Below are 20,082 nucleotides of genomic sequence, written 5' to 3'. Positions count from 1 at the left end.
TGCGCGCACGTGACCACCCTAACAGCAGCCCGGGGAGCTGCCCAATTGTTAATTGCCGAATGCGGTCTGGCACGTAACCTGGGCCGCGGTCTGGCCCGTCAGGCCACCCAGGTCACCGGCGTCGGGCACGGTGGTCCCCGTCGTGAAGTCCTGTCCCACCTGCACGCTGACGCCGGCCACCAAGTTGCTCGCCATCACCTGCACCGGCGGAACACCAAGGGCAGCAGCCACCTGTTCGGCCATTTCCAGGTAGCCGGGGCCGTGGAAAATCTGGGTGGCCGGGCTGGGCTCAGCGGTCTGCCCGGCGGCTGAGGCCAGGGCGAAGCCTTCCGAGAGCAGGTGGGCGGCGAGGGCCTGGTCACGGGATTCCGTGCCGGCGTCGTCGGCCCCGCCGGTGGCATCAAGGATCGTGACGGGGATGGTCGCCGGGTCGAAGAGCGGCGCCTGTTCCTCCGGAACGGGCGCGAATTCCCCCTCCGGTGCCGTCGCATCCGGCTCGGGCCCGGGGCCGGCGCCGTAATGTCCCGATCTTCCACCAGTGCGGTGAAAAGCGGTCCAGCGGCGGCCTCATCAAGCACCAGCCGGTTGTTGTCATACTCGTACGGCACTACCGGGGCCGTAACGAACGCCACACGGGTGAGGTCAACATCCTTCAGGCGCCCCGCGAGGGCAGTCGAGCGACGTCGGGTTGGTCAGTTCCTTATCGACAGTCAGGTTCCGGGTGACCGTTTCGGCTATGGAGTAGAGCTTGGGCAGGTTGTTAAGGGTGCCCTCGTCCTGAACTTTGCGGACCATGGACGCCAGGAAGCTCTGCTGCGCCCGGATCCTCCCCCTCATCGCCGCCGTTGCCGAAGCCGTGGCGGGTCCGCAGGAAGGCAAGGGCCTGGTCACCCTGGACGCTGCTGACGCCGGCGGGAAGGCTGAGCCCGGACAGCTCGTCCTCCACCGGCTGGTTGACGCAGACTTCGACGCCGCCCAGGGTGTTGGACAGTTCCTTCACCGCATCAAAGTCGGCCATCATGAAGTGGTCGATGCTCAGGCCGGTGACCTCGTTGATGGCGGCCACGGTGCAGCCGGGCCCGCCGTTGCCCAGGGCACCGTTGATCTGGGCAAGCTCCATTGCCGGATAGGTGGTGCCGGTTTCCGGGTCGGTGCAGGCCGGCAGCGGCACCAGCAGGTCGCGGGGGAAGCTGACCACCGTTACGTGGGACCGGTCCGCCGACATATTGGCGAGCATCATGACGTCGGAGTTGTTGCTTTCCTGGCCTTCACGGTTGTCGGTGCCCAGGATCAGGATCTGCAGCGGATCGGTGTTGGCATCCACCGGCGCCGCAGATTCCTGGTCCGAGCCGAGGTTCAGCGGCTTAGTGTCGAGGTTGTTCTGCAGGCGGACTACCTGCACGCCCACGAAGACCAGACCCGAGACCAGTGTCAGGGAAAGGGCGAGGGCAACGGCGCGCAGTACGGGATGCGGGGCGCCCCGGCGTCCGAGATGCCGGCCGCCCGGATGCTGCGCCCGGGATGCTCCGGATCCTGAGTTTCCGGAGGGACCGGCACCCGTTACGGCACGGCGAGATGACATGAGCCGGTCCCCTTCAATGTTTCGTGTTCTGATTCGTGGTCAACGACGGTGATGCGCACCTGAATGGTGCAAGTGTACGCGGCTGCCCTGACAGGAAACGTCAGGGCAGCGTTTCCAGCGGGCCTAGAAACCGAGCTTTACCAGCTGCTTGGGATCCCGCTGCCAGTCCTTGGCAATTTTGACGTGCAGGTCAAGGTAGATGCGGGTGCCCAGGAGGGCTTCGATGGCCAGCCGTGCGTTGGTGCCGACTTCGCGCAGGCGCGCGCCGCCCTTGCCGATAATAATGGCTTTCTGCGAGGACCGCTCCACATACAGGTTCACGCGGATGTCCAGCAGTTGGTTGTCCTCGGAGCGCCCTTCGCGGGGAACAATTTCGTCGACCACCACGGCCAGGGAGTGGGGAAGCTCATCACGGACGCCTTCCAGCGCGGCTTCGCGGATGAGCTCCGCGACCATGACCGCTTCGGGTTCGTCAGTCAGTTCGCCGTCCGGGTACAGGGGCGGCGAGGACGGCATGTAGCCGGAGAGGACCTCGGCGACCGTGTCCACTTGGAAGCCGTCCGCTGCGGAAACCGGCACGATATCGGCCCATCCTGCCCCGCCCAGGACCTCATTGCCCAGGGCTGTCACAGCCATGAGCTGCTTGGCCAGGGCCGCCCGGTCCACCAGGTCGGTCTTGGTGACCAGTGCCACCACCGGCTTCTTCTTCAGCGCGGCAAGCTGCTTGGCAATGTAGCGGTCACCGGGGCCCACTGCCTCATTGGCCGGAAGGCAAAAGCCGATGGCGTCCACCTCGGAGAGGGTGTCGGCCACCAGATCGTTCAGCCGCTTGCCCAGCAGTGTCCGGGGCCGGTGCAGGCCCGGAGTGTCCACGAGGATCAGCTGGGAGTCCCCGCGGTGCACGATCCCGCGGATGGTGTGGCGCGTGGTCTGGGGTTTGGAGGAGGTGATGGCCACCTTCTGGCCCACCAGGGCGTTGGTCAGTGTGGATTTTCCGGCGTTGGGCCGGCCCACGAGCGAGACAAAGCCGGCGCGGAATTGTGGATCAGTCATTGCGGGGTACCAATTCTGTTGAATGGACGCGGGAGGGTTCCCTGCCGTCGTCGTGTTGTGCGTCTGTGTCAGCGTCGCGGTGCTGTTTCCAGGCGATGAGGTGGGACACGCGGTTGCGGCGGCCTTCGAGGCGCTCGGCATGGAGTACGACGCCGTCGACCACCACCTCGCTGCCGACAATCGGCACGCGGCCCAGGGCCTTGGCCAGCAGGCCGCCCACGGTGTCCACCTCGTCGTCTTCGAGGTCGACGCCGAACAGTTCGCCGAGGTCGCCAATGCCGGCGCGGGAGCTGATGCGGTAGCGCCCTCCGCCGAGGTTCTCGATCTCCGGGCGCTCGGAGTCATACTCGTCCACGATCTCGCCCACGATCTCTTCGATCAGGTCCTCCAGCGTGACGAGGCCTGCGGTTCCGCCGTATTCGTCAATCACCACCGCCACATGGGTGGATTCGCGCTGCAGCTCCTGCAGCAGTTCGCTCACTGCCTTGGACTCGGGAACGTAGCGGACGCCGCGGGCGACCTCCTCCACCCGGCGGACCGTGGCCCCTGCAGGATTGGAGTGCATCTGCGCAGCCACATCCTTGAGGTAGAGGATGCCCACAATCTGGTCGGCGCTGTCCTCGATCACCGGAACACGCGAGTAACCGGAGCGCAGGAACAGGGACATCGCCTGGCGCAGGCTGGACCCGGCGTCAATGCAGACCATGTCGGTGCGGGGCACCATCACGGAACGGACCTTCGTGTCACCCAGTTCGAAGACGGAGTGGATGAGCTCGGCCTCCGTATTTTCGATCATGTCCGCTTCGGACGCACGGTCCAGCAGTTCACGGAATTCCTCCTCCGTGAAGAAGGCGGCATCGGGCCCCTGCGTGCCCGGCGCGACGGCGGTGCCCAGGCGGACGAGCCAGCCCGGCACCGGCCCCAGCACCACGCGCAGAAGGCGCACCATGCCGGCAGTCAGGACGACGACGCCGGTCACGTGCTTACGCCCGATTTGCCGGGGCGATACGCCAACGAGCACGAAGCCGATTCCGGCCATCACCACCGTTGCCAGCAGTCCGGCCAGCCAAATGTTGTCCAGAAGCATCTGGAACAGGGTGGCCACCGAAACGGCAGTGGCCATTTCGAACCAGACACGCCAGAACCGCAGCGCGTGCATGTGTGCCACGGGATGCTGCAGGATCCTGCGCAGCGGTTTTCCGGCCTTGCCGTTCAGCAGTGCCTCGGCTTCATGCCGCGGCAGGTAGCCGTACGCGGATTCGGCCGCGGTGAGCAGCCCGGCCAGGACCATGAAGGCCACAGCCATGAAAATCAGCAGGGCAAAACTCAACTGCGCGTCTCCTTCGGGGCCTCCCGGCCCAGGTAGGAGGAGAGAAGCTCGCGCTGCAGGCCGAACATTTCCTGTTCTTCTTCGGGCTCGGCGTGGTCATAGCCCAGCAGGTGCAGCACGCCGTGCGTGGTCAGCAGCAGCAGCTCTTCCTGCATGCTGTGTCCGGCCGTTTCCGCCTGTTCGGCAGCCACCTGCGGGCAGAGCACAATGTCGCCAAGCACGCCCGCCGGCGTCACGCGTCCGGGGACGCCCGGCCGCAGTTCGTCCATGGGGAAGGAGAGCACATCCGTTGCACCGGGAATGTCCATCCACTCAATGTGCAGTTTTTCCATGGCTTCCTCGTCCACCAGGATGATGGAGAGTTCCGCTTCCGGATGCACATAGAGGTTCTCCAGCAGGTACCGGCCCAGCCGGGCCAGTTCGGCGTCATCCACGGCAACCGCGGACTCGTTGTTGACCTCGATGCTCACTTGGCGCTGCTCCGTCCCGCGGAACGGCGGTTTCCCCCGGCAGCGGCGTCACCGGCGCGCCTGGACTCGTCCCATTCGCTGTAGGCGGTGACGATGCTGCTGACCAGGGAATGGCGCACCACGTCCGAGGCGTGCAGCTCGGAGAAGGAGACATCGTCAATATCGCCAAGGATGTCGTGCACGATCCGCAGCCCGGAAGCGGTTCCGCCCGGCAGGTCCACCTGGGTGACGTCGCCCGTGACCACCATCTTGGAGCCGAACCCGAGCCGGGTGAGGAACATTTTCATCTGCTCCGGCGTGGTGTTCTGCGCCTCGTCCAGGATGATGAACGCGTCGTTCAGGGTGCGTCCGCGCATGTACGCAAGCGGCGCAACCTCGATCGTTCCGGCGGCCATGAGCCGCGGAATCGAGTCCGGATCCATCATGTCGTGCAGGGCGTCGTAGAGGGGCGCAGGTACGGGTCGATCTTGTCGCTGAGCGTCCCGGGCAGGAAGCCGAGGCGTTCTCCCGCTTCGACGGCGGGACGGGTCAGGATGATCCTGTTGACTTCCTTCTGCTGCAGCGCCTGCACGGCCTTTGCCATGGCCAGGTAGGTCTTGCCGGTGCCTGCCGGCCCGATCCCGAACACGATGGTGTTCCGGTCGATGGCATCAACGTAGTTTTTTTGGTTCAGCGTCTTGGGCCGAATGGTGCGCCCGCGGCTGGACAGGATGTTCTGGGTCAGGACTTCCGCCGGCCGCGGCGCCGTCTGGTCCCTGAGCATAGTGATGAGCTGCTCCAGGAGCTGCGGGGTGACCTTGGTCTGGCTGCGCGCGAGGACCCGCACCTCGGTAACCAGCCGGTGTGTGAGAGCCACGGCCGGCGCCGCACCTGAGATGGAAAGCTCATTGCCCCGGACGTGCAGGCTGACTTCCGGATATGCCGCTTCGATAATCTTGAGTGCCTCGTCATTGGCACCCAGCGACTGGACCATGTGTTCAGTGGAATCAAAGACGATGGTCTGCTGATCCAGCCCGATGGTGCCAATTCCTGAGGATTCAGTCATATATTCGGCCTTCCCAGGCCTTTCATCGCCCCTTTTGCAGAGTGTGTGGTGTTTTGTGCTGAGCATGTTGGAACTGCCCGGTCCTGCCGGGTGCGGCCGCCCGACGCGGGCGCTGTTACGACAGACACTCCAATATTACTTGATGCCTCCGCACGAAGTCTTCCCTCATTTGGCGCGTCCCGGATCGTGCAGGTACCGCCCCCGGTACCGCCCCCGGCGCCGCGGCTGCCCGCCGGGTCTCAATCGGGTCTCAGTCCGGCCGCAGGATGGTCAAGACCGCGGATCGGGCGTTTGGCATGTGCCAAGCTGGAAAGCGATCATTTCGCGGAAGGAGGACTGAATGGGCTTAATGGACCGCCGGCTGATGCGGCCGGGCCGCCGGCGCTACGCCGGACTGCTGGTTGTTTCGTCACTCCTCTTCAGCGGCTGCGGCGTGGTTGCCGCGAGCCCGACCACCACCATGCCCATTTCCTTCGGCGACTCCGCCGGGAGCACCATTGCTGCTCCCCTGGCTGCCGTTCCCCCGTTGGAAGGCAAACCGGCACCCGGCCGCATCCCGGTGTACTGGCTGGGCCTGAACGGTTCGGACGTGCACCTGTACAGGGAGTTCCAGCCGGCTGAAAAAGACGGTGACCCCATCGGCGAAGCAGTCCTCGCCATGACGTCGGGCACACCGTCGGACCCGGACTATTTCAATCCCTGGAAAAAGGCCGGCAGCGTGACCGCGTCAATCTCCGGCAAGAACGTCATCACCGTGGACATCTCCGAAGACGCTTTCGGAACCTCCATGGACGCAGGAATGGCTCACCGCGCCGTGCAGCAGCTGGTCTACACCGCCACCGCCGCGGCCTCAAATGCCGGACTCACCACCGTGGGCCACGAGTCCTCGGTGGTGCTGCTGGTGGACGGCAAGGCCGGCTACACGGCATTCGGCCATGAAGTCCTGGAAGGTCCGCAGCTGCGTGATCCGGCGCTCATGGCACCGATTTGGATTATCGATCCGCAGGAGGGGCACGGCTCCCAGTCCTCACTCACGGTGCAGGGAACGGCGGTGCCGGAAGGCGGACAGCTGTCCTGGCGCGTGGAGCCCATTGTGGACGGACGGCCCACCGGGGAAGCCGTGGAACGCGGCTATGCCGAACTCGACGCATCCACCGGCGGGCCCTCACTCTTCAGCTTTACCGTGGAGCTGCCGGCGGGCGACTACAGCGTGAGCGTCTTCCACGGGACGGAACGCGCCAACGAAGATTCCAAACGCGTGACCGTGTCGTCGGCGGCGCAGTAACTCCGGGCTCCGACCGGGTTCCTGTCCTACCCGCGGAATCCCTGACCTACCAGCGTCCCAGCACGGAATTCAGCACCGCCAGGGCGGCAGGTCCCGCGGTGGAAGAACGCATGACATGCGGACCCAGGCGGACCGCCACCGCGCCGCCGCCGCGCAGCAGCTCCACCTCCGCGGCGCTGATGCCGCCCTCGGGGCCCACCACCACGGCAATGCTCAGCGGCCGGTCCCCGGCGAGCCGCCGCGCCTCCGTGACCGCCGGAACCAGGGCGCCGTCGGCCTCCTCATGCAGCACCAGCACCAGGTCCACATTGGCGAGCCGGCGTGCCAGCGCCTTCGACTCCACCATGTCTTCCACCGAAGGGATCCGCGAACGGCGGGACTGCTTCGCGGCAGCCGTGACGATGCCCTGCCACTTTGCCTGCCCCTTGGCTGCCTTGTCGGCGCGCCAGCGGACAATGCTGCGTTCGGACTGCCACGGGATAACCCTGCCGGCGCCGAGTTCGGTCGCCGCTTCCACGGCCTGCTCATCGCGGCCGCCCTTGGCCAGGGCCTGGACGAGGATGAGCGTTTCGGCGGCCCCTGCTTCTTCGGTGACGGTTTCCACCTGGACTTCCAGCCGGGCCGGCGACGCCGCGGACACGGTTCCCGTCAGCCGCACTCCGGCACCGTCCACAATGTCCACGGGCTCACCGGGGGCGAGCCGCTTCACGGCAACGGCGTGATGGGCTTCCGGACCCTCAAGAACCACCACGGATCCGGGCACAGCCGCGCGTACAGCGCCCGGATCCCCGAAGAAAATCGGGTTGGTCATGGCTAGAGGTTGCCCAGGCGGTCCCGCAGCCTTGCGAAGACGCCGGATCCGCTGCCGGCCAGGCGGCCTTCGGCGTACTCCTCGCCGCGCAGCTGCGCCAGCTTGCGCAGCAGTTCCTCCTGCTCCGTGTCCAGCTTCTGCGGCGTTTCCACGTGAAGATGGACCAGCAGGTCCCCGCGGCCGTAACCGCGCAGATGGGTGACGCCAAGCCCCTTGAGCGTCGTGATCTCCCCCGACTGGGTGCCGGCCTTGACGTTGATCTCACGGTCGCCGTCGAACGTCTCGAAATTGATCGAGGAACCCAGCGCTGCGGCGGTCATGGGCACCGTCAGGGTGGCATGCAGGTCGTCGCCCTCGCGCACGAAAGTGGGATCGGCGTTGACCCGGATCTCCACGTACAGATCGCCCTGCGGTCCGCCGGCAGTTCCGGCTTCGCCCTGGCCGCCCAGCTGGATCCGGGTGCCGGTGGCCACACCCGCGGGGATCTTGATGTTCAGGCTGCGGCGGCTGCGGACGCGTCCTTCGCCGGCGCACTCGTGGCAGGGGTCGGGAATGACCGAGCCGTAGCCCTGGCAGGAGCCGCAGGGAGCACTGGTCATGACCTGGCCCAGGATGGAGCGGACGGCGCGCTGCACCTGGCCGGTACCGTGGCAGATGTCACAGGTCCGCGGCGAGGTGCCGGGCTGGCAGCAGCTGCCGTCGCAGGTCGGGCAGGTGACGGCGGTGTCGACGTCGATCTTCTTGTTGGTGCCGAAGACGGCGTCCTTGAGATCGATCCGCACGTTGATCAGGGCGTCCTGGCCGCGGCGGGTGCGCGAGGCCGGGCCCCGGCCGCCGCCCCCTCCGGGTCCGGCACCGCCGAAGAACGTATCGAAGATATCCTGGAAGCCAAAGCCCTGGCCGCCGAAGCCGGCACCGCCGCCGAAGCCGTTGTCGCTGCCGTTCTCGTTGCCGGTGGTGTCATAGATGCGGCGCTTCTGCGGGTCCGCGAGCACCTCGTAGGCGTGGGTTACGGCCTTGAACTCATCCTGCGCTCCGGGAGCGGAGTTGACGTCCGGATGCAGCTTGCGGGCCAGCTTCCGGTACGCCTTCTTGATTTCTTCGCCCGTGGCGTCGCGTCCAACGCCCAGGACCTGGTAGTGATCGCTCACTCGTGCACATCGCTTCCTGTAGTTGCAGTATCCGCTTGCGCGGTGTCCTCTTCGCTTCGAAGACTTCCGCCGGTGCCCGCCCGCTTCACGCGTGCCTGCACCGGCGACTGCTGCTGTATTCTCTAACGTTTTTCTAGTTGTTTAGTATCCGGGAAAGATAGCGTGCCACGGCACGGACCGTTGCCATAGTCGTGGGATAGTCCATCCGGGTCGGCCCGAGGACCCCCACCTTGGCGGAAGAATCAGGCCCGTAGCCGGTTGCCACGACAGACGCTTCCGACAGGGAACCGTGCGGATTTTCCCGTCCAATCCGGACCGACACTCCCCGGGCATCCTGCTCCATCTCGGACAACAACCGCAGCATGACCACTTGTTCCTCAAGCGCCTCGAGGATCGGGCCGATCGTCAGGGGAAAGTCTACGGTGGAGCGGGCCAGGTTGGCGGTCCCGGCCATCACCATTCGGTCCTCGCGGTTGATTCCGGCCAACTGCTCAAGGCAGCGGGCCAGGACGCCGGCGTTGCGCCGCTTGGGGGCTGGAACGGTTGCCAGGCACTCGGCCAGCTGGCCGGTGATGCGCGTGAGCGCGGTGCCGCCCAGTACTGCGAGGAAGTGCCGGCGCAGTTCCAGGAGATCCGGTTCGGCGACCTGGTCCGGCAGCGTGATGACCCGCTGCTCCACCCTGCCGGTGGTGGAAATCAGGACAACAAGCACCTGGGCCGGGGCAAGCAGCACAAATTCGATGTGCCGCACCCGGGCGTTGCCCAGGTGCGGGTACTGCACCACGGCCACCTGGTTGGTCAGCTGCGACAGCAGCCGGACCGTGCGCTCCATGACGTCGTCGAGGTCTTCGGCACCCTCAAGCAGGGTCTGGATTGCCTTCCGTTCCGCGGCCGACAGCGGCTTTACATCCGAAATCCGGTCCACGAACAGCCGGTAGCCCTTATCGGTGGGAATGCGGCCGGCTGAGGTGTGCGGAGCAACAATCAGCCCCTCTTCTTCAAGGGCTGCCATGTCGTTGCGGATGGTGGCGCTGGACACACCGAGCTGGTGGCGCTCCACCAGGGCCTTGGAACCGACGGGCTCGCGCGAATGGACATAGTCTTCAACAATGGCCCGGAGCACCTCGAGTCTGCGTGGCTCACTCATGGTTTTCCCTCCCTCGCCGATGGCCCTATGTCTGCCTGCGTCCCGGGAACGGCTCCCGCCCCGGTTAGCACTCCCCATGCCTAAGTGCTAAGTCTAATACGGATCGGAGTCGTTGCTAGCATTGAGTGTCCCGTGCCGCGCAGCTGCCGGACGCGCAGGTGCCGGCTGCACCGGACCAACCAAAGCGAGGAAAACACCCGTGTCCAACTTTTCGTGGGGGCCGCAGGACATCAGTGCCCCGGCCCGGAAAACGCTCCCCAAAGTCGGTGCCGAGACGGGCCTGGTGCTCGAGGACGTGCAAAGCGGGTGGGTCGGAGCCGTGGTCCGGGTGGAGAAGTCCGGCGGACTGCACCTGATGGTGCTGGAGGACCGCAGGGGAAAACCAAGTCCTTTGAACTGGGATTCGGTTTCCTGCTCGACGGTGAGCCCGTGGAGGTAATCCCCGCGGTGAAGGCATCGGCTCCTGCGCCCCGCCGGACGGCGTCGGGCTCCGTCCGTGTGGACAACATGCGGGCGCGCACGGCGAGGGCGAGCCGGATTTGGGTGGAAGGCAAGCACGACGCCGAACTGGTGGAGAAGGTGTGGGGCGATGACCTGCGCGTGGAGGGCATCGTCGTCGAGCCCCTGCACGGCGTGGATGACGTGTACGCGGCGGTCCGCGACTTCAATCCGGGCCCGGAGCGCAGGCTGGGCATCCTGGTGGACCATTTGGTGGCCGGCTCCAAGGAATCCCGCATCGCCGCCGAAGCCATGAAACACCCCGGCGCGCGCGGAAACGTGCTGATCGTCGGCCACCCGTACGTGGATGTGTGGCAGGCCATCAAGCCGCAGACCATCGGCCTGTCCGCATGGCCGGCCGTGCCCCGGAACGAGGACTGGAAGACGGGCATCCTTCGGGGCCTGGGCTGGCCGCACCGGGACCACACGGATGTGGCCGTGGGATGGAAGAAACTGCTGGGAGCCGTCACCACGTACGCTGATCTGGAACCCTCGCTGCTGGGCCGGGTGGAGGAAGTGATCGACTTCCTGACGGTGCCGTAGCGACCCGCGCGCGGCCCCGCATGCCGGGGGCCGGCCCGGTTGCCAGTAATCTAGTGGAGATGCAGGGCAGCAAACCGCACCGACCAGGCATCCAGAGTCACAAAGGAATCAGCAGTGTCGAATCTTCGCCAAAACGACCACCCCCAGCCCGACGACCGGAGTTCCGGCGACCGTCCCGCCTACCGGGGCGCGCCGGCCACTGCCCTGCCCCTGACTGCTTCCGAGGACCGGCAGTGGGCCACCATGGCGCATTTCGGCGGCATTCTGGGGTTTATTCCGTCACTGGTCATTTATCTGGTCTTCCGCGACCGCGGGCCGTTCACGGCCCAGGAATCCAAGGAAGCGCTGAACTTCACGCTCCCTCCCACGGTTATTGCCCTGGTCGCCTGGCTGCTGTCCTTCATTCCCGTCGTCGGCGGTGCCTTCGCCCTTTTGAACGCCCTGCTCTGGATCGCCATTGCCGTGGCCTCGGTTGTCGCCGGCGTCGAAGTCAACCGCGGACGCCCCTACCGGTACCGGCTGAACCTGCGCCGCATCCAGTGAACCTGCGCCGCATCCAGTAGGGACCGCCTGCACGGAGGGCCCCGGGTCGGCATTTGCTGCCGGCCCGGGGCCCTCTTCGGTTCGGCGGAGCCGTCAGTCAGGCAGCAAACGGCGCACGACGGCGTCCGCCAGCAGGCGGCCCTGGTCGTCAGCAGCACCCGGCCCGTCAGGGCCGCCCTGGCATCCACCAGCCCGTCGGCCATCAGCCCGGCCACCGCGAGCCGGCCTGATTCCTTCAGCCGGGACAGTTCCAGCCCCTCGGCCAGCCGGGTGCGCAGCATGATGTCTTCCACATACCGGGTTTCAGCGTCGAGCGTTTCACGGCCCACCGCCGGTGACTCACCGGCAGCCAGCCGCTGCGCGTAGGCGGTGGGGTGCTTGGCGTTCCACCAGCGCACGCCGCCGGCGTGCGAGTGCGCGCCGGGGCCGATGCCCCACCAGTCACCGCTGCGCCAGTAGGCCAGGTTGTGCCGGCACTGGTCGGCAGGGTCCGGGCCCAGTTGCTCACTTCGTACCAGGACAGGCCGGCCGCCGACATCATCTCGTCGGCCATGAGGTATTTGTCCGCGTGGTCGTCGTCGTCGATCGGCGGCACCTCGCCGCGCCGCATGCGCGCGGCCAGCTTGGTACCGTCCTCGATGATCAGCGCGTAGGCCGAGATGTGGTCCGGCTCGTAGCTCAGCGCCTCCTCCACGGAAACCTTCCAGTCTGCCAGGGACTCCCCCGGCGTGCCGTAGATCAGGTCAACGCTCACCTTCAGGCCGGCGTCGCGCGCCCACTTCACGGCCTCGGGAACGCGCGACGGCGTGTGGGTTCGGTCCAGGACCGCCAGCACGTGCGGAACAGCCGACTGCATGCCGAAGGAGACCCGGGTGAAACCGGCGTCGGCGAGCAACTGCAGGGACTGCGGGGTGACCGAATCCGGATTGGCTTCGGTGGTAACTTCGGCCCCCGGCTCCAGGCCCCATGCGTCCACGGCCGTTTTCAGGATCCCGGCAAGATCCTCCGCCGGCAGGAGGGTGGGAGTGCCGCCGCCGAAAAAGACGGTGCCCATTTTCCGCGCCGGAAGCCCCGAGGCCTCGAGCACCTGCGCGGCGAACCGCACTTCCTGCTGCGCCGTGCCGCCGTAGGCGTCCTGCGAGGCGCCGCCCCCGAGCTCGGTGGCGGTGTAGGTGTTGAAGTCGCAGTACCCGCAGCGGACGGAGCAGAACGGAATATGGACGTAGAGACCGAAGTTCCGGTCCGCCGCTCCCTCCGCCGCCTGCGCGGGCAGGAGGCCGTCGGCGGGTGCGGGATCCCCGAGGGGCAGTGCGCTGGGTGTCACTTCTTGGCTTTGTCCTTGGAATCGTCGGAGGAAAGTGCAGCCACGAAGGCTTCCTGCGGAACTTCCACGCGGCCAACCATCTTCATGCGCTTCTTGCCCTCCTTCTGCTTTTCGAGCAGCTTGCGCTTACGGCTGATGTCGCCGCCGTAGCACTTGGCCAGCACGTCCTTGCGGATGGCACGGATGGATTCGCGGGCAATGATCCGGGAGCCGATGGCAGCCTGGATGGGCACCTCGAACTGCTGGCGCGGAATGAGTTCGCGCAGCTTGCCGGTCATCATCACACCGTAGGAGTAGGCCTTGTCCTTGTGCGTGATGGAGCTGAAGGCATCCACCTGTTCGCCCTGGAGCAGGATGTCCACCTTGACCAGGTCAGCCACCTGCTCGCCGTCGGCTTTCCAGTCCAGCGAGGCGTAGCCGCGGGTCTTGGATTTGAGGATGTCGAAGAAGTCAAAAACGATCTCGGCCAGCGGCAGGCGGTACCGGATTTCCACCCGGTCCTCGGAGAGATAGTCCATGCCGCCCAGGACACCGCGGCGGGACTGGCACAGCTCCATGATGGCGCCGACGAATTCGTTCGGCGCCAGGATCGTGGCCGAGACCATTGGCTCGCGGACCTCTTTGATCTTGCCCTCGGGGTACTCGCTGGGGTTTGTGACAGTGACGACCTTCTTGTCCTCGAGCGTCACCTCGTATTCCACGTTGGGCGCGGTGGAGATCAGGTCAAGGTTGTACTCGCGCTCGAGCCGTTCACGGGTGATTTCCAGGTGCAGCAGCCCCAGGAAGCCCACGCGGAAGCCGAAGCCCAGCGCGGCCGAGGTTTCCGGCTCGTAGACCAGGGCGGCATCGTTGAGCATCAGTTTTTCCAACGCGTCGCGCAGCACCGGGTAGTCCGCACCGTCGATCGGGTACAGGCCGGAGAACACCATGGGCTTGGGATCGGCGTAGCCGGGCAACGATTCGGCGGCCGGCTTGGCCAGGTTGGTGACGGTGTCGCCGACCTTGGACAGCCGGACGTCCTTCACACCGGTGATCAGGTAGCCGACCTCGCCGACCCCCAGCCCCTTGGACGGGGTGGGTTCCGGTGAGCTGACGCCGATCTCGAGGAGTTCGTGGCTGGCCCGGGTGGACATCATCTGGATGCGTTCGCGGGGCGAGAGCTTGCCGTCGACCACACGCACGTAGGTGACGACGCCGCGGTAGGTGTCGTACACGGAGTCGAAGATCATGGCGCGGGCGGGAGCGTTGGGGTCGCCCACCGGTGCCGGAATCTCGCGCACAATCTGGTCCAGCAGGGCTTCGACGCCAACACCGGTCTTGCCGGAAACCCGCAGGACATCCGCCGGATCGCCGCCAATCAGCTTCGCCAGTTCCTCGGCGTACTTCTCCGGCTGCGCTGCCGGGAGGTCGATCTTGTTCAGGACCGGAATGATGGTGAGGTCGTTCTCCATCGCCAGGTACAGGTTGGCCAGCGTCTGGGCCTCGATGCCCTGGGCCGCGTCCACCAGCAGCACGGCTCCTTCGCAGGCTGCCAGGGACCGGGACACCTCGTAGGTGAAATCCACGTGGCCCGGGGTGTCGATCATGTTCAGGGCGTAGGACTCGCCGTCGAGCTCCCACGGCATGCGCACGGCCTGCGACTTGATGGTGATGCCGCGTTCGCGCTCAATGTCCATGCGGTCCAGGTACTGGGCCTTCATGTTCCGGTGCTCGACGACGCCGGTGGACTGGAGCATGCGGTCGGCCAGGGTTGACTTGCCGTGGTCGATGTGGGCGATGATGCAGAAGTTTCTGATGATCGCCGGATCCGTCGCGGCAGGCACCGGTGAGAAGCGGGCCATAGGTGACACTGTGGCGGTTCCTTTACTGTTCACAGGACTTCACGGCGGCTGCGGCGGTGGCCGTGGGCCGGAACCGGTTAGGGCGCGGTTCGTCGTTTTTCCTGGTGGTTTTAACTGCTGAATTAACAGTCTCCCACGTTTGCCGGTCCGTGCTGGAACCGCCGAACGTAATAGCGTGGGGTCATGTCCTCCTCCAGCCGCTCCTTTCTTTCCCTGGCCCGTTCGGCCCTTCGCCTGCTCATCCGTTCCGGCACCGGTTCCGCGGCCAGGCCGGGCCGTTCCGCCCCTGGCTCACCCACCACCCGAAACAAGACCGCCGGTCCGAAGCCGGCAGCGAACTCCTCCGTCCGGAAGTCCGCGCCAACGTCTACGGCCCGGAAACCTGCCGCACCGGGCGCCTACCCGGGTGACTACCGGGGCAAGGTCGCCCCTGTATACGCTCCGTCACCGGATGGCTCCCCCGACCCGGGCGAAGTGGTGTGGGCCTGGGTTCCCTATGAGGACGACTATTCCCAGGGCAAGGACCGCCCGGTGCTGCTGATTGGCCGCAGCGGCCCGCGGCTGCTGGCCCTGATGATGACCACCCGCGACCGCAACAACGGACGGGAGTCAGATCCGGACTATGTGGACGTTGGCACCGGCCCCTGGGACAGCCGGGGCCGGCCCAGCGAGGTCAAGCTGGACCGCGTGCTGCAGCTGGACCCGGCGGCTGTCCGGCGCCAGGGGGCCGTGATGTCCGCCGCCGCGTTTCAGCGCGTGGCCTCTCGATTCTCGGCTCGGAACTGATTACCTGCCGCCCGCCCGGCCGGGGCCGCGCACCTGAGGAAAGCCGCGCCGTCGTCCGCTCCGCCCGCCAATGGGCCTTCGCGTCCAAGTTCTGCTAATATTTATTGCTGTGTGTCCGCGCAGGTCGACGGGCACTTCAGTTCAGGCGCCATTACGGTATCCCCACGCCGCTCAGTCAATGTCTGGGCTGAAATTCCCTCACCGACCAAGTCCGCAATACAAAGAGAGTTTATATACGTGGCCAATATTAAGTCCCAGAAGAAGCGCATCCTCACCAACGAGAAGGCGCGCATGCGCAACAACTCGGTGAAGTCCGAGCTGAAGACCGCAATCCGCTCCGTTGACGCTGCCCTGAAGGCCAGCGACAAGGATGCCGCAGTCGCAGCAGTGGCCACTGCCAGCCGCAAGCTGGACAAGGCTGTCAGCAAGGGTGTTATTCACAAGAACAACGCTGCCAACCGCAAGTCGGCCATCTCCAAGAAGGTCAACGCACTCTAAGCTGTTGTTCCTGTATTAGTCTTATCGGTCTGGCCGGTCCCTTCGGGGGCCGGCCAGACCGCTTGCAGCAGGAACTCCCGGCCTTCGCCGGGGCGCCTCAACGCCCGGCTGCCGCGAGCGAGATCACCGTCACGGCGTGCTCGACGGCGTACACGGGGTCGCGTCCGGCACCCTTGACCTGCGCATCGGCTTCCGCCAGCACCTGCACCGCTTTGATCAGGGATTCCTGCGACCAGTGCTGGGCGTCGCGCCGGGCCTGGTCCACCTGCCACGGCGCCATGCCCAGGTCCTTCGCCATGGACGCCGATGAGCCGCGAAGGTTCGCCACCTTGGCTACGGCCCGGACCTTCATGGCCAGCGCACCCACCAGCGGCACCGGATCCACGCCGGTGTCCAGCGCGTGGCGCAGCATGGACAGTGCCTGTCCCCCGCGTCCGGCCAGCGCCGCATCGGCCACCTTGAAGGCGGTGGCCTCCACCCGGCCGCCGTAGTACTTTTCCACGAGCTCTTCGCTGATTTCCCCGGAAGCGTCGTTGATCAGCTGCCGGCAGGCGGCCGCCAGATCCGCCAATTTGGAGCCCACGGCGGCAACCAGGGCGCGGGAGGCAGCCGGGTCGATCCGCCGCCGGGCAGCTTTGAATTCCTGGGCCACAAAGTCCAGCTTCTCAGCGTCCTTCTTGAACGGCTGGCACTCCACCACCGGCGCCCCGGCGGCCTTCACCGCATCCAGGAGTTTCTTGCCGCGGTTGCCTCCACCGTGGCTGAGCACCAGCACCGTGTCGGGTGCAGTGTCCGTGAGATACGCGAGAGTGTCGGTCAGGAACTCATCATTCATTGCGGCCAGGTTCGAGGCCTCGATGAGTTTGGCCTCGCCGAAAAGCGAAGGGCTTGAATGCAGCATGAGGTCGCCGGCGGCATAGGCTGCCGCGTCCAGACGGACAATCTCTGTGTCCGGCTGGTCCTGGCGCAGGGTAGCGCGGATCCGTTCCATGGCGCGGCCGGCCAGATAGTCTTCGGGCCCGCTGAGCAGTACCACCGGAGCGGGTTCCACCTCACGCCAGGAGACAATCTTTCCCGCGGATTTACCGGCAGACTTTGCGGTGCTTCGCTTTGCGGACGGGACGGCCGGGTTCACAGTAAACGGACTCCTGGGATGGGACGGCGGAACTACGCTGGGGACACTCCAACACTACCCGCCCCGGGTGGAGCTGCATGGCTAGTCTGGAGCAGTGCGCACATACTTTGACCCAGACCAGATGCCCTCCGGTGATTTCTACCGCCTGCTGACGTCCGTCGTGGTCCCCCGGCCGATTGCCTGGGTGTCCACCCTGTCCGCGGAGGGCATCGACAATCTGGCTCCCCACTCCTTTTTCACCGTTTCGTCGGTGAAGCCGCCCATCATTCAGTTCACATCGGTCGGAGAGAAGGACTCGTTACGCAACATCCGGGCCACGGGTGAGTTTGTCGTGAACATGTCCCCGGCGAGCCTGATGGCTGAAGTAAATGCCACTGGAACAAGCTTTCCGCCGGAAGTCAGCGAGTTCGACGCGGCCGGCCTGACACGCGAAGAAAGCCTGACCGTATCGCCGCCGCGGGTGAAGGAATCTCCGGTGGCCCTGGAATGCAAAACCCACCTGATCCTGCCCATGGGAGACTGCACCATCATTTTCGGCCGGGTGACTCATGCAGCGGTCCTGTCTGAGTTTCTCGACGGCGATCACCCCGGATCCATCAGCTTGAGCCGCTCTCACGCCTTGGCTTGGATGAATGGAGCATGCTGGGGGAAGTCCGCGAGATCAAGAGAATCCGAAAATCAGAGTGGCCGGGGCATTTCACTCCGGGAACGGAACATTAAGTCAGACTGCGGGGGCGTCCAATCGGTGTGGACGTCCCCGCACTCTTATGCGCATCCCGTTGATTCGAACTTTGTCGAACGTTCCGGCCTTTATCCTAGGCCGAGCTGCACGAATATGAACCACACAAGCAGTGGCACGACGGCGATCATCGCCACCGCCCAAAGGAGAAGTGCCCGGAAGAACAGGCGCTCATCCTGGGCTGGGCGCTTGCCATGAGCAGCGCACCGCTGGTTGACATGGGGCTTACATCGACCACAGAGGAACTGATCGCGATGGCTGTCACCACTCCGATGGGCGTCAGGAGCGGGTCCATGGCAATAGGCGTTACGATCGGACTCACTACCCCGAGAGTGCCGGTGGTGGAAGCGAATGCGGAAACAACGGCCACGACATAGCTGGTGATGAGCGCGGCGACGGAGCTGCTGCCCAGACTTTCAATTCCTGCCTGCAGCTCCTCCAGCGCACCCATTTCCTCCAGCATTCCCACGTAGGTCACGATGCCTGTGACCAGAATGATGGCGGACCAGGGCATGTTCTCGACCGCAGGCTTCTGGACGCCCGGATCCAGACAGATCAGCGCCAGGACAATGATGAGGGAGGCAACACCCACGTCAAGGCCAAAGACGGTCGTGAGGATGAGGAGTGAACCGATGCCGAGCAGCGTCAGCACCCGCATGGGCGTCACCGCGACCTTGACCGGAGCTTGGGATGCCTGGGTCTCCGTGTCGGCCAGAGCAGTGTCGCTGCGCGACGTCGAGTGCCCTAGCGCCTCTGATTCCGTGGACGGCATAGCCTCTTCCTGGCCACTTGCTCCTGCCGCCGGCGAATCATTGTCCGAGCCTGTGGATACCGGCCCTTCCTCTCGCCGAAGGTTTCGGCGCCGCATGACCCACTGAACAAGGACATAAGCCAGAACGGCGAGCACCGCATTGAAGACAAAGCAGTAGATGTAGAGCTTGAACGAATCTGCAGAGGCCCCTGCGTCTTCAAGCATGACGTTGGCAAGCACGCCAAAGGGATTCACCGGCGAAAAAGCACCGGCGTTGGCGCCCTGCACCACTACTAGACCCATGGCAAGAGTGCTAATGCCAAAACGCATGCCGAGGGCCAGAGCCACTGGAGCAACGATGGCAATCGCCGCCGGTGTAAAGGCTCCCGCTGAAGCGAGGATGGCTGTCAAGAGAAACATCAGGACAGGTACAAGGATCTTCCGGTCGCCCGCCAGCCGCTCTGCCCAGTAGGCCAGAAGATCGATGGTGCCGTTGATCCGCACAATGGCAAAAAGCAGCGTCGCACCAATAAGGATGAAGAAAAGCCCGGAGGGGAATTGGGCGATGACATCGGTAATGGGCAGTCCCGCCACCAAAGTGCCCACTCCGAACGCGGCAACTGTAGCGATAAGTCCCGCGTTAATCCGGGTAAAGGATCCGATGGCGAAAGCAACAATGAGGACCGCAAAGGCGATGATGGATAAGGACATCGCGGCCGCCTAGACTTTCGAGTTGTCAGCGACGAGCATCCCCGAAAGCAGGCGGCCCGCACCGGAGATCACCGGCTGGTGCCCGAGCGATTTGAGGATCTCGTACGTCGTTGCTGTGGCGGCGGTGATAACCGGGAGTCCGAACTCTTCCTCGACCGCCTGCACCGCGGGCAACGAAGGCATTTGGACGCAGGCAGACAGGACAATGGCATCCGCGCCTTCACGCTTAAGCCGGCGCGCAATGTCAGGGAGGTTCTGCGGGTCCAGGCACCCTACAGCGAGGTTGTCGTCAACCTCGAGGCTCGTGGCATCCAGAACGGATATCCCTGCGCCCTCGATGTAGTCAACTACCATGCTGGTCAGAGGTTTCATGTATGGCGTCACCATCGCAACCTTTCTGGCACCAATCCCCTGCAGGGTGCGAACGAGCGCCCCGGCACTGCTGGTAACGGGCGCAGGGTGCCCGTTACCAGCAGCCGCCTCACCAAGCACCCGCTCCGACTCGACGTGCGCTTCAGGTCCTTGTGCCATGACGGCCACCAGACAGGCGTAAGCGATGACATCGACGTCGGCGTCGGAAACTGCCTCCGCACAGTCTGCTGCTTTGCCCACCATCGCCAGTAGCTCTTCGCGGTTGACATTCTTCATGCCTGCCCGGGCCGAGTGGAAGGTGTACTTGTGCCCGGTCGCTTCGGTTTGGCGCCGAAACAACTCCGGAAGCTCGGTTTCCATCGTCGTGTTGGAACTGGGAACGATCAGTCCCACTCGGGATGAACCCGGACGTTTCGGTTCAGTCTCAACTTCGGCTGTGATGTCGGAAGTGCTCATACTTTTCTCCG

17 protein-coding genes and 3 pseudogenes are annotated in these 20,082 nt (G+C 65.2%); 6 read left to right on the top strand and 14 right to left on the bottom strand.

Annotated elements, in window-relative coordinates:
* Positions 1-48 precede the first annotated feature (48 nt).
* The 6 genes and pseudogenes from OL239_RS08890 to OL239_RS08865 all read right to left on the bottom strand — a co-directional run bounded on the left by OL239_RS08890 (position 49) and on the right by OL239_RS08865 (position 5,198).
* The gene (locus OL239_RS08890; protein ID WP_268911719.1) at positions 49-408 is read right to left on the bottom strand and encodes a LytR C-terminal domain-containing protein; all 360 of its coding nucleotides are present in this window, start codon (positions 406-408) and stop codon (positions 49-51) included.
* 352 nt (positions 409-760) lie between these two features.
* Complete coding sequence (locus OL239_RS08885; RefSeq protein WP_268911517.1) at positions 761-1,582, bottom strand: LCP family protein; 822 nt, start codon at positions 1,580-1,582, stop codon at positions 761-763.
* Positions 1,583-1,705: 123 nt separating this feature from the next.
* Positions 1,706-2,635: a GTPase Era gene (era, locus tag OL239_RS08880; protein WP_268911516.1), complete on the bottom strand. Its 930-nt coding sequence runs from the start codon at positions 2,633-2,635 to the stop codon at positions 1,706-1,708.
* Positions 2,628-3,965, bottom strand: a complete 1,338-nt coding sequence (locus OL239_RS08875; RefSeq protein ID WP_268911515.1) for a hemolysin family protein — start codon at positions 3,963-3,965, stop codon at positions 2,628-2,630. The genes era and OL239_RS08875 overlap by 8 nt, the downstream gene beginning before the upstream one ends.
* A complete protein-coding gene (gene ybeY / locus OL239_RS08870; RefSeq protein WP_268911514.1) occupies positions 3,962-4,435 on the bottom strand; it encodes an rRNA maturation RNase YbeY in 474 nt (157 codons plus the stop codon). The genes OL239_RS08875 and ybeY overlap by 4 nt, the downstream gene beginning before the upstream one ends.
* Positions 4,432-5,198 (bottom strand): annotated as a pseudogene (locus OL239_RS08865) (PhoH family protein). The gene ybeY and the pseudogene OL239_RS08865 overlap by 4 nt, the downstream one beginning before the upstream one ends.
* 622 nt (positions 5,199-5,820) lie before the next feature.
* On the opposite strand from OL239_RS08865, the gene OL239_RS08860 reads away from it, so the two are divergent.
* Positions 5,821-6,765, top strand: a complete 945-nt coding sequence (locus OL239_RS08860; RefSeq protein WP_268911513.1) for a GerMN domain-containing protein — start codon at positions 5,821-5,823, stop codon at positions 6,763-6,765.
* A gap of 46 nt (positions 6,766-6,811) precedes the next feature.
* Here the strand turns inward: OL239_RS08860 and OL239_RS08855 are convergent, their stop codons facing one another.
* From OL239_RS08855 to hrcA, 3 genes are all read right to left on the bottom strand, one after another.
* Positions 6,812-7,576, bottom strand: coding sequence for a 16S rRNA (uracil(1498)-N(3))-methyltransferase (locus OL239_RS08855; RefSeq protein ID WP_268911512.1), 765 nt, complete (start codon positions 7,574-7,576; stop codon positions 6,812-6,814).
* Positions 7,577-7,578: 2 nt separating this feature from the next.
* Entirely contained in the window at positions 7,579-8,727 is a 1,149-nt protein-coding gene (gene dnaJ, locus OL239_RS08850) for a molecular chaperone DnaJ (RefSeq protein WP_268911511.1), read from the bottom strand.
* A 133-nt stretch (positions 8,728-8,860) separates the two neighbouring features.
* Positions 8,861-9,874, bottom strand: a complete 1,014-nt coding sequence (hrcA, locus tag OL239_RS08845; RefSeq protein ID WP_268911510.1) for a heat-inducible transcriptional repressor HrcA — start codon at positions 9,872-9,874, stop codon at positions 8,861-8,863.
* Positions 9,875-10,073: 199 nt separating this feature from the next.
* On the opposite strand from hrcA, the pseudogene OL239_RS08840 reads away from it, so the two are divergent.
* A pseudogene (locus OL239_RS08840) lies at positions 10,074-10,915 on the top strand (DUF3097 domain-containing protein).
* 114 nt (positions 10,916-11,029) lie between these two features.
* The gene (locus OL239_RS08835; protein ID WP_268911509.1) at positions 11,030-11,458 is read left to right on the top strand and encodes a DUF4870 domain-containing protein; all 429 of its coding nucleotides are present in this window, start codon (positions 11,030-11,032) and stop codon (positions 11,456-11,458) included.
* 93 nt (positions 11,459-11,551) lie between these two features.
* On the opposite strand, the pseudogene hemW reads toward OL239_RS08835, so the two are convergent.
* Together hemW and lepA are read right to left on the bottom strand one after the other, a co-directional pair.
* A pseudogene (gene hemW, locus OL239_RS08830) lies at positions 11,552-12,782 on the bottom strand (radical SAM family heme chaperone HemW).
* On the bottom strand, positions 12,779-14,632 hold the full coding sequence (gene lepA, locus OL239_RS08825) for a translation elongation factor 4 (RefSeq protein ID WP_268911508.1): 1,854 nt from the start codon (positions 14,630-14,632) through the stop codon (positions 12,779-12,781). The pseudogene hemW and the gene lepA overlap by 4 nt, the downstream one beginning before the upstream one ends.
* Positions 14,633-14,806: 174 nt before the next feature.
* On the opposite strand from lepA, the gene OL239_RS08820 reads away from it, so the two are divergent.
* Complete coding sequence (locus OL239_RS08820; protein ID WP_268911507.1) at positions 14,807-15,409, top strand: type II toxin-antitoxin system PemK/MazF family toxin; 603 nt, start codon at positions 14,807-14,809, stop codon at positions 15,407-15,409.
* A 237-nt stretch (positions 15,410-15,646) separates the two neighbouring features.
* Positions 15,647-15,907 (top strand): 30S ribosomal protein S20, encoded by a 261-nt coding sequence (gene rpsT, locus OL239_RS08815; protein ID WP_104054078.1) that lies wholly within the window; start codon positions 15,647-15,649, stop codon positions 15,905-15,907.
* Positions 15,908-16,004: 97 nt separating this feature from the next.
* Here rpsT and holA read toward each other — a convergent pair whose 3' ends face one another.
* Complete coding sequence (gene holA / locus OL239_RS08810) at positions 16,005-17,042, bottom strand: DNA polymerase III subunit delta (RefSeq protein WP_442864257.1); 1,038 nt, start codon at positions 17,040-17,042, stop codon at positions 16,005-16,007.
* A gap of 94 nt (positions 17,043-17,136) precedes the next feature.
* On the opposite strand from holA, the gene OL239_RS08805 reads away from it, so the two are divergent.
* Positions 17,137-17,979: a flavin reductase family protein gene (locus OL239_RS08805; RefSeq protein WP_268911505.1), complete on the top strand. Its 843-nt coding sequence runs from the start codon at positions 17,137-17,139 to the stop codon at positions 17,977-17,979.
* Here the strand turns inward: OL239_RS08805 and OL239_RS08800 are convergent.
* Together OL239_RS08800 and OL239_RS08795 are read right to left on the bottom strand one after the other, a co-directional pair.
* The gene (locus OL239_RS08800; RefSeq protein ID WP_268911504.1) at positions 17,909-19,243 is read right to left on the bottom strand and encodes an SLC13 family permease; all 1,335 of its coding nucleotides are present in this window, start codon (positions 19,241-19,243) and stop codon (positions 17,909-17,911) included. The two genes, OL239_RS08805 and OL239_RS08800, sit on opposite strands and share 71 nt — an antisense overlap.
* A 9-nt stretch (positions 19,244-19,252) precedes the next feature.
* Complete coding sequence (locus OL239_RS08795) at positions 19,253-20,071, bottom strand: maleate cis-trans isomerase family protein (protein ID WP_329609384.1); 819 nt, start codon at positions 20,069-20,071, stop codon at positions 19,253-19,255.
* Positions 20,072-20,082 lie beyond the last annotated feature (11 nt).

The sequence above is a fragment of the Arthrobacter sp. ATA002 genome, from assembly GCF_026898095.1.
In the GTDB taxonomy this organism is placed as follows: Bacteria; Actinomycetota; Actinomycetes; order Actinomycetales; family Micrococcaceae; genus Arthrobacter_B.
The sequence above is the reverse complement of the archived record's forward strand: the minus strand, read 5'-3'. Positions and strand labels throughout refer to the sequence as shown.

Excerpts from the sequence above, each read along its gene's own strand:
- OL239_RS08855 (WP_268911512.1), bottom strand. The coding sequence starts at position 7,576 with ATGACCAACCCGATTTTCTTCGGGGATCCGGGCGCTGTACGCGCGGCT.
- OL239_RS08800 (WP_268911504.1), bottom strand. The coding sequence starts at position 19,243 with ATGTCCTTATCCATCATCGCCTTTGCGGTCCTCATTGTTGCTTTCGCC.
- OL239_RS08795 (WP_329609384.1), bottom strand. The coding sequence starts at position 20,071 with ATGAGCACTTCCGACATCACAGCCGAAGTTGAGACTGAACCGAAACGT.
- OL239_RS08860 (WP_268911513.1), top strand. The coding sequence starts at position 5,821 with ATGGGCTTAATGGACCGCCGGCTGATGCGGCCGGGCCGCCGGCGCTAC.
- OL239_RS08885 (WP_268911517.1), bottom strand. The coding sequence starts at position 1,582 with ATGTCATCTCGCCGTGCCGTAACGGGTGCCGGTCCCTCCGGAAACTCA.
- OL239_RS08820 (WP_268911507.1), top strand. The coding sequence starts at position 14,807 with ATGTCCTCCTCCAGCCGCTCCTTTCTTTCCCTGGCCCGTTCGGCCCTT.
- era (WP_268911516.1), bottom strand. The coding sequence starts at position 2,635 with ATGACTGATCCACAATTCCGCGCCGGCTTTGTCTCGCTCGTGGGCCGG.
- hrcA (WP_268911510.1), bottom strand. The coding sequence starts at position 9,874 with ATGAGTGAGCCACGCAGACTCGAGGTGCTCCGGGCCATTGTTGAAGAC.